The 14,627-nt window shown below is 60.6% G+C and carries 3 protein-coding genes; 1 reads left to right on the top strand and 2 read right to left on the bottom strand.

Annotated elements, in window-relative coordinates:
• A partial coding sequence (locus JNB88_RS33440; protein WP_223217093.1) for a peroxidase family protein occupies nucleotides 1-10,147 on the bottom strand: 10,147 nt, incomplete at its 3' end.
• A 346-nt stretch (nucleotides 10,148-10,493) separates the two neighbouring features.
• Between JNB88_RS33440 and JNB88_RS06180 the strand changes: the two genes are divergently transcribed.
• Nucleotides 10,494-11,936, top strand: a complete 1,443-nt coding sequence (locus tag JNB88_RS06180; protein WP_220354706.1) for a sensor histidine kinase — start codon at nucleotides 10,494-10,496, stop codon at nucleotides 11,934-11,936.
• 1,683 nt (nucleotides 11,937-13,619) lie between these two features.
• Here the strand turns inward: JNB88_RS06180 and JNB88_RS06185 are convergent.
• A complete protein-coding gene (locus JNB88_RS06185; RefSeq protein ID WP_220354707.1) occupies nucleotides 13,620-14,543 on the bottom strand; it encodes an ArdC family protein in 924 nt (307 codons plus the stop codon).
• Nucleotides 14,544-14,627 lie beyond the last annotated feature (84 nt).

Raw genomic sequence — 14,627 nt, forward strand, 5'->3', positions numbered from 1 at the left:
TGACGGTGAACTCGTTGCCATCAAGCACCTCATGCGTGACCACAACCTGGCCGGCCGCCGTCAGCGAACCACCCGATGCCAGCGAGAAGTGCTGCACGCCCGCCGCCCCGGTATTGGCGTCGATCGCTGCAAAGTCGATCTTGTCGCCAGGCTGGAAGCCGTGGATCGTGTCGCCGTCTGCAGCCCCTGCCGACAGGAAGCGGAAGGTGTCGTTGCCAAGCCCGCCGTCCATGATGTTGACCGCGGCCGTGGCCGTGATCGTATCGTGACCGGAGCCGGTGACGACGTTCTCGAAGCCGTAGACCACATCCGTCCCGGTCGTGCCGCCCGACACCTGGCCGCGCTGCATGAAGCCGTTGCCGAGGTCCACCGTCAGGTTCGCCGTCGCCACCGCATAATCCAGCGTGTCGGTGCCGTCGCCGCCCCAGTACTGGTCGTCGCCGTCGCCGGCAGACGCGATCACCGTATCGTTGCCGGCACCGGCCCAGACCTGATCCTCACCGGCGCCACCCTCGATGAAGTCGTTGCCGCCCTCACCATGGATCATGTCGCGACCGGCATTGCCGAACAGCATGTCGTCACCCGACCCGCCATGCAGCTCGTCATTGCCGTCACCACCGGTGACACTGTCGTCGCCGTCACCGGCTGTCACCACGTCGTCACCGTCCTCACCCTTGAGGATATCCGACCCGGCATCGCCGACCACGATATCACCGGCACCACCACCAAGGATCGTATCGGCACCACCGGCACCCACCAGGACATCCGCAGCCGCCGTCCCGAGTAATGTCCGTGCCGCGACTGGCAGCGGCGTCGTGCCGTCATCATTGTCGTCGTCTCCACCCGACGAGGTGTCGTCATCGTCGTCGTCATCGTCGTCTCCGCCCGACGAGGTGTCGTCGTCGTCATCATCGTCGTCGTCTCCACCCGACGAGGTGTCGTCATCGTCGTCGTCATCGTCGTCTCCGCCCGACGAGGTGTCGTCGTCGTCATCATCGTCGTCGTCTCCGCCCGACGAGGTGTCGTCGTCGTCGTCATCGTCGTCTCCACCCGACGAAGTGTCGTCATCATCATCGTCATCGTCGTCGCCGCCATTGCCACCATCGTCATCGAGTTCCTCGGTCTCGAAGATGTGCTCAGGCAGATTCTCGAGGCCGGTGTTGCGGGCGACGATGTCTGCGAATTCCTGGCCGTCGATGAAATCTTCGTAGAAGTCGAAGTCATCGAACCGTTCGATATAGTAGAACCGGTCCGCATCCTGCAGGCGTTCAAACTGCTCACTGAGAACGACCCAGAAAGTCTGGCCGACGATACCGCCGTTGATATGGGCTTCAGCAAGGCCACCGACCCAGAAGTCGACCCGATCGATCCCCTTGACGATCTTTGCGCCGTTCGCACCGTCGAGCAGCTGAATGTCGGGATTGACCGCCACGAAGGCTGCAATTTTCTCCGGCGTGTCGAGCACGAGATCCGGATAGGCTTGCATGAACTGGGCAATGACCGCGTTGCTCAACCCGTTACGCATCTGGAAGTCCTGCCAGGACGTATACGGGTTGAGATTACCGCCGGCGAAACCGACTGCTTCAACCACGTAAGGATTGTTCGAAGCGGCCAAATCCGCACGGATCTGGTTGAGCGTTCCGAGACCGAGATCCCAGCCGCGCGCCACATTAAAGGCGAACAGGTCTGCGCTGATGCGGACAAGATTGTCGCGGACCGCATCGACGATGTTGAAATCGACGTCTTCGGCTGGCTGGGTGAGCGTGCCGCCGATGATCGAGCCGACCCCGTGCTGGGCATAGCCCGGCTGCGGGAAATATCCGTACTGGTTGAGTACGGGAATCGGCTGCGTGAAAACGCTCGGATCATTGCTCGGGTTGAGGAATGCGTCGAACAGCTGCACCTGCTGCGGCTGACCGTTCTCATCAAGTACAGTCATCGTCTGCCCGATCAGCGAGTGACCGAAGCGGAACGCCGCCGCCGCAAATTCATGCGAAATCGCGGGATTGGAGTTCGGATCGTATTCCTCGAAGCCATGCGTGCCTTCGCTGCGCAGGCCGCCGAGGAGAACCTCGAGATATTCGTCGAAGACAACGCGCTGATACTCGGCTTCATTCAGCATCTTGGCAGCTTGAAAGAGTTCTTCCGCAGTGCCCTCGAAGCCGGCCGCTTCCAGGCCCTCCACGTGGAAGTTGTGGTTGCGCGCCCAGATCGTGTGGATCGAGGTCAGCGCGAAGTTCTCATTGGTGCGCCCGTCGCCGGCAATGTAGTGATCGAGCACATTTACGAACGGATTCGCGTCGAGCAGCAGAGGATGCGTCGAACCCATGAAGTTCGAAATGAACTTCGACAGGACGCCTGGATCGAACCCACCGGTCTGCGGATCGAACAGCGTTCCGTTCGTGTTCGCGTCGATCTGGTAGTTCGTGTAGTAGGTGCGGAAGCTCATCTGTCCGCCGGGAAGCGACGGATCCTTGAAGATCGTGTCGTTCTCCCAGTGATGAACAATCAGCTCGCGCAGGGTCGGAAGCAGATTGAATTCCGTGTTGGACGGATCCGGCGCCCCGGCCAGGAGGTGTGAACCGAGGCCACCATTTCCATCGCCTTCGCGCAGGAACTGCCCGACAAGATTGTGCGAGCCGTAGGCCTGGTTCTGGTCGACGAAAGGAGAAGTCTGGTTCTTGTGGAGCGGATTGCCGTCCTCATCATAGCCGATGACGGTGCCACGTGTCAGATCGGCAGGGTTGCCACTGCCCGAAGGCCCGCCGCCGCCAGGCGCGCCAATCTGGATCGTTCCATTGCCGCCCTTCGGCAGGAAATCGAGGCCGTGATCGATGTACTGCCCCATGGCCATGAAGAAGATGTTCGCGTCGTTGCCGGCATGCGGCAGCCCGGCCTCCTGATCACCCAGGATATCGCTGAGCTGGCGCGCATCGAGACCCTGGAAGATCGGATTGATGGCCTTGTTGCCGGAGGCGTCAGGCTCGCCGTAGCGTGCCTCGGTCAGGCGGATGAAGGCCTGATCGGCACTGCCCCAAGTCGCATGGCCCTCGTTGTTGCCCCAACCCGAGAGAGTGCGATAGCCGAGCGGCACGTCGTCGTCGCCAGCACCTGGAGGTTGCTGTCCGCGGACGAGGGCCTGAAGACCCGCGATGTCGCTTGCGGTGTAGGCGAACGCACCATCAATCTCGTCGTCATCCGGCGAAACGATCTGAGGCGGAACGGTACCCGTGAAGGTGATCGAGTGCGTCCCGTTCGACAAGGTCGTCGTGCCGTTTGAATTGACGGTCGAGGTGTAGTTCGCGAGCGACTGTCCGGCCGCCAATTCAATGACGTCCTGCGGGCGCATCGTGCCGATGATCGTGTCATTGCCGCCGTAGGATTTGAACACGATACGATGAGCGGACGCCAGGCTGGAGATGTCGACCGTGTCGTTGCCTTCGGAACCCTCAATGGTAATGGTGTTGAAGCTCAGGTTCGTAGGCGAAAAGTCTCCGATCGGCAGCACGGTGTCGTTGCCCGGGCCGGTGTTGATCCGAATCTCCTCGATGTCCGCAAGTTCCGCGATCACCTGAGCAAAGCCAGTACCGTTTCTCGTGATCACGATTTCGGTCGCAGCGGCCAGGTTGGCGACGTTGTTTCCAGCAACTGCAGCCCAGGCTGCCCGCGTATAGACCCGATATGTTTCAGCGGCATTCGTGCCGTTGATGACGAACGTATCGCCCTCGGCGCCTTCGGTGCCGCCATTGATGATGTCACGCGCAGCGAGATCGGTCGCGGCGTTGTAGACGATCATGTCATCACCGGCACCGGCATTGATCGTGTCGATGCCACCGCCGCCTAGGATCAGGTCCGAATTGGCGCCGCCGTTCAGCGTATTGGCGCCACCCGTGCCTTGGAGGATCGAATAGACGCCTTCATCGAACTCGACTTGCTCGACGCTGGTCAACGTATCCAGGCCACCAGCGCCTGTGACGTCGAGGTTAGCGCCATCGAGCGCGAAGCTGTGCGCCAGGATGGATCCAGTGAACACGACGCGATCGGTACCGGCGTTGCCGACAAAGGCATTGTCATCGGCGTTCCCGCGGAAGGTGTCGTTGCCTGTGCCACCAGAGACGTTGTCAACGCCGGAGATCGACGTGAAGCCACTCGCCGTGCCGGCGGCCAGATCCACGGACACCGCGCTTGCTGTGGTGTAGGCGAGGGTATCGACCCCGGCACCAAGGCTGGCAGTAATACTCTCGACGTCCGCAGCGACTGACCCGCCGCCCTCAATCTGAGTGATGCGAGTTCCATCGAAATTGACCGCCAAGGTTTCGACGTCTGCTCCCCCACCATCAATGATCGCGAGCGTATCGGTATTTGCGCCGCCATTGATCGTGTCTGCTCCGCCGTTGCCTTCGTCGATGTCATAGACAATGACATCGTCGCCATCGCCGCCGTTGACCGTGTCGTTTCCGTCTCCGCCGACGAGGAGGTCGCTGCCTCCGCCGCCCGCCAGGATGTCATTGCCGTCACCGCCGAACAGAAGATCGTTGCCGGTGCCGCCGGTGAGGCGATCCGCACCGGTCTCGCCAGCGAGAAGGTTGTTGCCGGATGCGACGGTAACCGTCCGGGCAGCAGGAGCTCCACTATTGGCCGGATCGGCCGTGCTGATCGTGTAGTCGCCCGAGCCGAGCTGGTAGCCACCATAGGTGGCGCCATCGAAGTTGATCCGCTCGACGCCCTCATTGCCCGGTGCCGTGTCGAAATGATCGATCACGGTCACGGTCTGGCCGTTGAAGCTGATATCCAGGTTGCCGTTTCCGGTGCCAGTGTCGTCGTCGCTGAAGGCAAGACCGGTCAATGCCGCTCCCGCTGCTGCGATGACGATGCGATCGTTGCCGCCGGCTTCGCCGCTGATCGTGTCGTTGCCGTCCGTGAGACCGAAGACGTAAGTGTCGTCGTTGGCTCCGCCCTGCAGCGTGTCGGTGCCACCGGCGCCGCGCAGCGTGTCGTTGCCCGCGCCGCCGACCAGCGTGTTCCCGCCAGCGCTACCGGTGATCGTGTCGTCGAAGCCGCCGCCCGTGACGTTCTCGACGCTCGACAGGGTGTCGTTTCCGTCAGCGCCGCTGGCGGTTCCGAGGGTCAGGTTGACCGTGACCGCGGAGGTCGCCGCCGCGTAGGTCGCAGTGTCGGTTCCGGCACCGCCGTTCAGCGTGTCGTTGCCGGCGCCACCGTTCAGCGTATCGTTGTCGTCGCCGCCATTGATGACGTCGTCGCCCTGAAGGCCATTGAGAACGTCGTTGCCATCGCGCCCGTTTATGAGGTTCGGGTCGGCGGTTCCATTCAGCGTATCATTGACTGCGCCGCCGTTGTTGTCGCCGATGACAGCGGTCATCTGCGAGGTAACGGTTTCCAGGTAGCCGCTGTCGTCCGTGTAGCTGACGGTCACTCGGTAGAAGCGGTTATCGTTGTTCGCGACCGTGAGGGTCGGGCTGTTGGCGCCGATATTGGCCCAGCCGCCAAGGCCGTCGGTCGAGACCTGCCACTGGTAGTCGAAGTCCGCGGCCGGGGGCAGGCCGTTCGCGTCCGCGATGCCGCTGATATTGGCGGTCAGGACGTTCTCGGTGCCGGTGATCGTCGGGAAGCCCGTGGGAGGCCGGTTGACGAGCAGGAAGTCTTCGTCGGTGAAGCGTGCGATTTCAACGTTCCTGAGTGTGTCGACGCCGTCAGACACAAGATTGCGCTCTGTTAGCGGATCGACGACGTTGCTCACGGTGACATGCGTGACGGTGACACTGCCGTCCGGATTTCGCACGATCGTGTAATTGGCGCGAACATCATTGAAGAACGCAACGTCCTCGTCGTCCGCCGTCACACCGTTGGTGACGATCTCGCGGACAATCTCCATCTGGCTGGGCACGATCGTGCGGTCCACCAGAAGCTCGAACAGCGATCGCCCTTGCCATGCTGCAGGCACGTCGGCGCCTTCGCCGAACGTATGCCGCATGGAGTCGATTTTCACGCGGTCATTAGGATTATCTGGGTCGCCGCCGGGTCTCAGGATGCCAATGCTGACATTCAGCCAGCGGTCGCCATCGAGGATGTCGTCGCCGCCATTGCCGCGCAGGTTGTCGCTGCCGGCGCCGCCGAGAAGGATGTTGCCCGCTTCGAAGAAGCCGGTCGGCCCGATGCTGACGATCTCTTCGAGACCCCTGATCCGGTCGATGCCGGCCTGGTCGAGGCCGTCGTTGAAGAAGATGTTCTCCGTGGTCGCGACCGTGTCACCAGGCGCGATCTCGCCGAACACACGGTCGTCACCCCAGAGCGTGTCGTCGCCGTTCCAACCGGAGAGTGCCTCGACCTTATCGAAGCGGTTGCGCAGGATGTCTTCCTGCTCGGTGGTGAAGATGGGAATGCGCATATCGGCGTAGCCATCCAGCGCCATGCCCTTGAAGATCGCCCAGTCGAAGCCGAACATGCCTTCGTTGCGCATGACGCTTTCGCCCTGCACCATGATGTCGTCGCCGGATTCACCGTCAAAGTCGTGCTCTTCGTTGCCGGAGAACATGACGTCATGGCCCTTGATGGTGCTGTTGAAGAACAGCTCCGAGTTGTCACCGGCCGTCGTGTCGAAGCCGCCGGCACCTTCAATCCAGTCGTCGCCTTCGTTGCCCATAAGAAGGTCGACACCTTCGCCGCCGGCGATAAAGTCATCGCCCTCGCCACCGAAGACTTCCGTGTCGTCGACACCCACGAAGATGGCGTCCTTGCCGGTACCGCCCATCAGGATGTCGAGGCCGTTCGAATTGGCGATCACATCGTCGCCTTCGTCGCCCTTGATGAAGTCGCCGCTGTCGCCGCTGTCGGTGATGATGTCGTTGCCGGCACCACCGTTGACAAGGTCGACGCCCGCGCCGGACTCGATGCGGTCATTGCCGGCATCGCCCCAGATGCCGTCGTCGCCGAAATCGGTGATGATTGTGTCGTTTCCGTTAGTGCCGCCCACCACGACGTGCTCGCCGCCAGTGAAGCGGAGATAGTTGGCGTCGAGTCCGATTGTGCCGGGATTGTCGCGCTGGACCTTGCCGAGACCCATGGCTTCAAGCGCCGGGTCATTGCCAAGCGGATCAACAGCATCAAGGGCATCACTACTAGGATCGTAGTCGGCCTGGTTGGCGCCGTTAACCTCCAGCACGAAGTCGTAGTTCGCGAAGGAGTCGACGCCGATGTGTCGGCTGATCACGTCGTCGGCCGTGCCGCGGATACCGTCCGCGCCAGGCTGCGAGATGTCCGTGTTCGCCATGATCATCTTGGCGAACGAGTTCTGCTCCAGCATGTTCAGGAAGTTCTGACCCTGCGTGCGGGTAAGGTAGTAGAAGCGATCGCCGTCCTGCAACGCCTCGAGCTGTGCCTCGAACACCGCGTTGAAGGTCGAGCCGAGGAAGCCGCCGAACGGCATCTTCTTTTCGGCGAGCCCACCAATCCAGAGATCGATCGTGTTGAGGCCGTTGTTGCCGGCGTTGTAACCGCCGGTGCTGTTGAGGAAGTCAAGCCGGTCTGCCGGGACCTCGGCCGCCGTTCCGACAGCTTCACCAAACACAAGCGCCCAAGCGGCGTCGCGCTTCTGCTCGAGCGTGGTGGCAGCAGTGATGGAGGTGTGGATGCCATAGGCAGCAATAAAGTTCACAACCGAAATCGGGTTCTTCAGATTGGCCGCGAAATCGGTCCAGCTGTCGTACGGCGTCAGGAAGGTCGAGCCCGTTGCTGCGAACAATTGTTCGCGGGCCTGATTGAGCGTCGGCATACCGGTGTCACGGCCGCGGGCGATATTGATCGTCGCGAGGTCGAGCGGCAAGCCCAGCAGGTTGTTGCGCAGCGCGCCGGTGATGAATTCGTCGATCTCGTTGCCGCGTTCGGTCGTCATTCCGCGCACGATCGCACCGGCAGCTTCTTCCGCCGTCAGCGCGCCGTCGTTGTTGAACGCGACCGGATTCAGGAAGGACGCGATGAGGCCCATGTCGTCGACCGTGGCGACGGTTCCATCCTCGTTCAGGATCACGCGAGGCATGCTGTCGGTCAGCATGGAATGGCCGAAGCGGTACACCACGTTCGCGAATTCGGAGAAGATCGACGGATCGATGTCCGTGACCGAGTTGAAGACGAACGGGTCGATCGCCGGCTGAACCTTGCGGGCGAACTCCTCGAAGACGAGGTGCTGATATTGCATCTCTGTGGCGAAGCGGCCGGCCTGGAACAGGCGTTCGCCGTCCCAGTCGAGAGTGTTGGCATAGGTTAGCTGGTCAAGAGCCGACATCGTAGCGAAGCCGGCGGGCAGCGAGCCAATGTCTCCCTGCAGCCATTCGTTGATGAACTCGACGTCTCCGCTCTGCAGGATGACCAGCTTTTGGGAGTCGATTTGGCGGTTGTGCTCGGAGTGGAAAACGTGATGAACGGCGGTCAGGCCGATATTCTCGTTGCCGCGTCCGTCGCCGGTGATGAAATGGCGGTCGAGCAGATCGCCGTCATAGCTGCCAGCCGGGAGAGGGGTCTCTCCTGCATCGATCCGGCCATTACCGTTCGTGTCGTTGACCACGCCATCTTCGGACCGAACCTTCATCAGGCCGGTACGGCTGTCGAGCGGATTGGCCAGGTTCGCGATATCATCGAGGAAAGCATGCCCGGTCCGGATCGCCCCCGCCGTCAGCGAATTGACGTTGATGCCGCTATTGCCGCGCGAGACGACAACGTCATCCTCCGTGTTCGGAATGCCGTCCAAGCCGAGGCCGGTGATGACCTGGGCATAACCGAATGCGTCCGGAATGAACTTGCCGTACTGGTCGGTGCGGATCAGCGGGATGTTGAGAACATCGGCGTCTGTCAGCTGGATGCCGAGCATCAGCGCCTGCTCCTTCACGTCGGCCCAGGTGGGAAGTCCATTTTTCACTCCCTCAGGAGTCTGGCCGTCGAGCAGCTTGCCCGTCGCCTCAGGCCGGCCGAGGTCATTGATCTCGTATTCCCTCAGGAAGACCTGATGAGAGGCGTGAGACGTATAGGTCTGGTTCTGATCGACCCATGAGGTCGTGGTGTTGGTATGGATGTCGTCGGCTGTGCCAAGAACGCCGTCCGCTCCGGGTTCGGCCGCCGCCCTGGTGAGCTGCATGAAGCGTAGCTGGGGCGGAAGATCGTCCGCGGTCCCAAAGATGCCGTCGTCGCCGACGACAAGCGGATCGTCATTCGCGAGCGGAATGTAGATCGTGCCGTTGCCGCCCTTGGTGATGAGGTCGAGGCCATGGTCGAAGAACTGCCCGAAGAACGTCATCCAGGCGTTGAAGGGCGCGGACAGTCCTTCGTCCGGCGCGACGTTCGGGATAACGAGCGAGCCTTCTTCGTTGACGACGAGGCCCATCTCTTCGGCAAGCGCCTGGAAGGCGGCGTCCGGGTCGAGCGCCGTGGCTTCGGCTCTTGCAAGTACTTGCTCGGCGACCGTCAGGGCTTCCGCGGCATCTTGGATCGCGTTGATTGTGTCCGACGACGGGGACAAGACGTAGGCGTTCACCGCTGCGTCCAGGTCGGCGTTTGCGTCAACGAGCGCTGCCTGTGCGGCGAGGAGCGCTGCGTCGGCCTCGGTCTGGGTGAGGCGTGCCGCTAGGAGGAGCTGCATGTCGCCGGTCGGATCTTCCGAACCTGCGAACGTCAACGCCGCGACGATCGCCGCTGGATTGTTAAGGCTCATGTCGACGATGAGATTGGAAATCTGGCGCGGATCACGATCCGCGACATTTCCGGGCGTGCCGTAGTTGTCGGTTAGCGTGACCGGCGGATTGCTGCCGGGAGCCGGACCGTCAAGATCGACCGTCCAGGTGTCCTCGTTCTCATTGACGACGTTGCCGTCCAGCATGCGGGGCATGCCCTGGTCGGCCGCGCCCCAGAGTTCGCGGCCCGGAACGATGTTGTTGTATGTGCCGTCCACGGTGCGTAGACCCACCGGAACATGCGGGTCCGGAATGGCAAGGACAGCGCCGGGCGTTCCCGCCTCGACCACATTCCCCTCTGCGTCGACGTATATTTCCGTCAGGGGCGTCCCAGCGGCATGTGCCTCGGCAACCTTGATCTGACGCAGAATGAACATCATGTCCTGCAAGTTCAGCGTAAACGCAGCCATTTCCCTCTCCTCTGGCGTAGCTCCCGACCTCACGAGCAACGTTTCAGACGCTCGGGAGGCAGATTATTCTTTATGCCGATACTTATATATTTCAGGATATCCAGAACACAGAGAACAAGGTCCGGCGATTGCCAAGACTATAGTATGCGACGATAAGCAACAAAGGTCGTACTGCTAAGCAAGACTAAAGGCCGAACGACGCTGTCCTGAAGGACACTTCACTTTCGTGGAAAAGGTCTCGAATTGACGTTCGATCGGTGGGCAGGCATGACCCCGCTTTATGTTGCCAGAGCGAAAAATATTCGCAAACATGAATATAATCAGAAGCATCGCGATTCGGGGGAGCATGGCGTTGATGCAGGGAGAGGCGAAGAGGGCCGCGCCGGGGCGACACACCGCCTTGTGGCAGCGGGCAAGCGCGAAGGTGGGTAAATTACGCCTCGAGGTGAAGTTCATTCTCATCGCGTCGTTGATCGTGCTTGTACTCATGTTCGTACTTGGACTGTGGACCACAAAGAGCATCGAGAAGGCTATCATGAAGGGGGCTGGCAGCGTTGGTGCCGGCTACCTGCAGACGTTCGTCGAGCCGTTGATTTCGGACCAGGATATTCAAACAAAGCGGCTGTCGCCGGAGCTGAGGGATAGGCTCAACCAGCTGCTCGGCGACAGCCCACTCGGCCAACATGTAAGCGAGATAAAGATCTGGAATCCCGATGGGAGCCTGTTCTATTCCACGTCCGGGCAGCAGGCAGGACGTGAACGTGTTTTCGATGAGTTGAAGCGCGCACTCAACGGCGAAGTGGTCGTATCCCGAACGAAGACAGCAAAGCACGCCTACTCTGGAGAGGAGCGACACGCGGAATTTATCGAAGTCTATGCACCGCTTGTTCGCGATGCTCGGGGTAAGACGATTCTCGTTGGCGAGTTCTACGAGCACCCTGACTACCTTCTTGCTGAAATCTCCGGCGCTTGGCGCACCACACTGATGATCGTGCTGCTTGTTTCTGTACCCATGCTAACGCTTCTCTATATGATCGTGCGCAGCGGCAGCAGGTTGATCGATGACCAGCACACGGCTATCCGCGCCAGCCTTAGGCACGCGCTGGAACTGTCAAACCAGAATAGGCGGCTCCGGCTGGAAGCAGAGCGAGCAAGGCGGGAGGCGGGAAAACTTAACGAGAAGATACTCGACCAGATCGGCAGTGACCTTCATGATGGACCGATACAGGTGCTAACCTTGGTCAAGCTTCGCCTAAGCGACATGAGGCCTTCCGCGTCGAGCGATAACACCGTGGCCGTCTCCGTCGAGAGCGTCGGAAAGCTCCTGCAATTCGTAACCCACGTTTTGGATGATATCCGAAACATCTCATCCGGTCTCGTGCTACCGGAGCTCGACGACATTTCCCTCAATGAAACAGTCCTGCTTGCAGTTCGCCGCCACACCGATCTGACAGGCAATCGCGTAGCCATCAAGGGCCAGCTCGACGTCAATCCGAGCCGCGGACATCTGAACATCTGCGTTTATCGCTTCATCCAAGAGGCGTTGATGAATGCCCATAGACATGCGCCGGGAAACATCCAACAACTGGGGTACGGCATCCGGCGTAACCGGATCGTGATCGCGATTGCCGACATCGGTGCCCCCCCAAAGGCGCAGGCGTTCGCACCACATAGGGTCCGCCTCGGAAAACTGATGCAGAAACGACGCATTCGGGCATTCGGAGGCAAGATCAGGACGATCCGCCGTAGCAATGGCACCCTTGTGATCGTCGTGCTTCCGCTGGAGTGACAACAACGATAGACGAGGTGGCCGGCTCCAGCGCCAGCGCCGAGCTTAAAGCGTGTCGCAGCTTACGTGGTTCAGGGTCATGTGATCGCAATCCACTTGGTCATGGAAGGCGAACGACTATGGGCAACCCGCGTCCAATAGAGTTGCTGAACGAGTATTGCATTCGGCGATAGGAGCGCGGCACTTCCGGGTTTCGCCGCGGTTCTTCAAAGATATGATGATCCTGCACCGATTGAAGGGGTGGGTCGCGCCTGGCAACCCGGGCCATCTGCCAAGAGGTGGTAAATGATGGTGCAGAGTTTGCAACACGTGTTGTCGCCAATGGCGATGTGACCTTGGACGTGCCGTGTCAAACTGCCCAAACGCGGCCTCATGGTCCGTCGCCACCATTGGTCAGCGTAGGTCCGCCAATCCAGCTGGTTTGTGTCGCGTTCAGCCGCGCGAGCGGCCGCAAAGGCGCAAGGTACTGCGCGCCTCGATGTTAGCAGTTAGCTCCACGCTGAAAAGTTAGGTCGTCAAACCCTAAGGCAACCCGCGGATCCACACATCCGCGCGCCGAGTTGCGCAGCAACTCGTAAGTGCGCCCTTGTGCCCTCATCGCCTTCGTCTCTTTGGGCCCTGGTGGGACCCATGTGGCAATTTCCACGCTACATTCTTGCATACCTATGGGCGCTGCTGCACGCACAACTGCGATTAGCCTGGCCGACCTCATGGCCGCACAATCTGTCGAGCGACTGGATCGAAGCCATACACACGCCAGTCGTATGGGGGCTGATCATCGTGAAACGCAGGGCAATTTATGTAGCCGTGGCTTAGGCGCGAAGGGAAATATTGGGGATGGGTTTCACCAAGCAGGAGCGGGCAATCGATGCGCGCCATGACTCGTCGGTGCTGCATCGGGTAGAGAATAGCTACCTTGCACTATCGCGCCCCTCTCCCAGTGGCGAGTGCGAATTGGGAACGATGTGGTGCAGTCACATGATCCAAGTTTGTCAATCAGGGACACCGTCGCCAACGGGATCTGCGCGGTTATCCGCAGTCCTCCACGATCAGTCGCAGCGCCTTCTCACCTCTCCCCGTCCGCGTCGTGAGCGACTTGCGACGGGTGCTGGCGCTGATGCAATCACCAAGACCATTCCCCTTGCGTCATTCAGTATCCAGGTGACGTTCTGGGAGTCATTTGCGGTCACCCCCCAGCACAGGATGTTGCTGGCGTTGTTTGCTCCTGTTCTTTGGATAGTCAAACAGCGATTGCCACGTTTCGCGCACGGTGAATAAACAAGAACCGTACCACTTGATCAGGAAGCAGCCTTCTGAAGGGAAGCTATCCGCACAGAAACATTCGGTTGCATATGACGGACCGGCATCGACGGCCGAAATGGAGCGGTAATGGGCGGCATCCCTCGGGGCTCATGGTTCCGCCGCCTGTATCCATCTGCGGAGGTAAATTGCAAGCATCGTAGGCCGCGTTCGATTGCGCCGATCAGCAACAGGTTGTCGCCAGCAAAACGACCTTCGATTGCAGAGCGAGAGTCGGCCTCATTTCGATCAGCAAGTTCATCGGATTCTCCCTAATCCGCTAGCCGATTTGCGGTCCTGCGGCCATCGCCCTGAACAGTGTTGTCCAGAACCTGACGCAGCGCGGCTTTTCTATGAGTGAGCGTTGTGAAAAGAGGAGACGGCTCACGCCGCCTCCCCTTCGATGATGCTGTCGGGCTGCAGGTAATGCAGGTAGCTGACAGCGCGTTGTGCGTGGCTGGCGGCAGCAAAGATCGCCCGCTTGTCGCCAGAGAGAACCTCGAGCCAGGATGCGAGGTAGCTCGCATGATCGGGCCGTGGTTCGAGTTCTGGAACAATGCCAAGATCGGCGCAGAGGAAACAACTGCCAAGTTCGGCAATCAGTTCCTCGCGGGCGCGTTCGTGCTTGTCCTTGGCGTAACGGCTAAGATCGCGATCCAGTCGATGCGCAGCCGCCGTCCAGTGGGTCATCTCGTGAGTGAGGATGGCGACGTAGCTTTGCGCGTCGCGGAAGGTTTCGAAAGCCGGCATCTGGATGTAATCGCGGGCCGGGGCATAATATGCCGCCGATCCGCCATGCCGGATCAGGGCACCGGTGTTGGCAAAGAAGTGGTCGGCATGTCCGATGCGCGTCATCGGATCCTGCGCCGGTGGAAGTGGGTGGAAGCGTTCATCCAGTCCATCGATCTGATCGGCATTGAAGACGGTGTAGGCTTTCATGAATGGGATATCGTGCTCGACCTCTTGGCCAATCTCGTCCGTCTCGGTGCGGATGAAGGAACTGGCGAACACCACGGTCGTGCCGGTCTCGCCCTTGCGCACCGCGCCGCCAAGTTCCAGGGCCTGACGGAAGGTCATCCAGGTCGCGGACTTGAAGCCGCGAGAGATTGTCTCGGACCAGAGGAGCACGACGTTGATGCCGGAATAGGGTTGGCCATTGTGGCGCAGGGGCCGGGTGATGCGGTCGTGCGGCTGTGTCGTATTCCAGGGCTGCATCCAGGGTCGCACGCCCTTGTCGAGTTCGGCGATGATCTTGTCGGTGATGCGGCTGTAGAGATCGGGCCGTTGCTTTGTTGACTGCCTGTTCATGTTCGAACCTCCGTTTCGAGGTCGCGACCATCGCGACCTGCTACGGCGGTCCGAACGCCAGGCTGCAAGCGCTGGCCCGCACCC

It is taken from the genome of Rhizobium cauense, assembly GCF_019511525.1.
GTDB lineage: Bacteria > Pseudomonadota > Alphaproteobacteria > Rhizobiales > Rhizobiaceae > Rhizobium > Rhizobium cauense.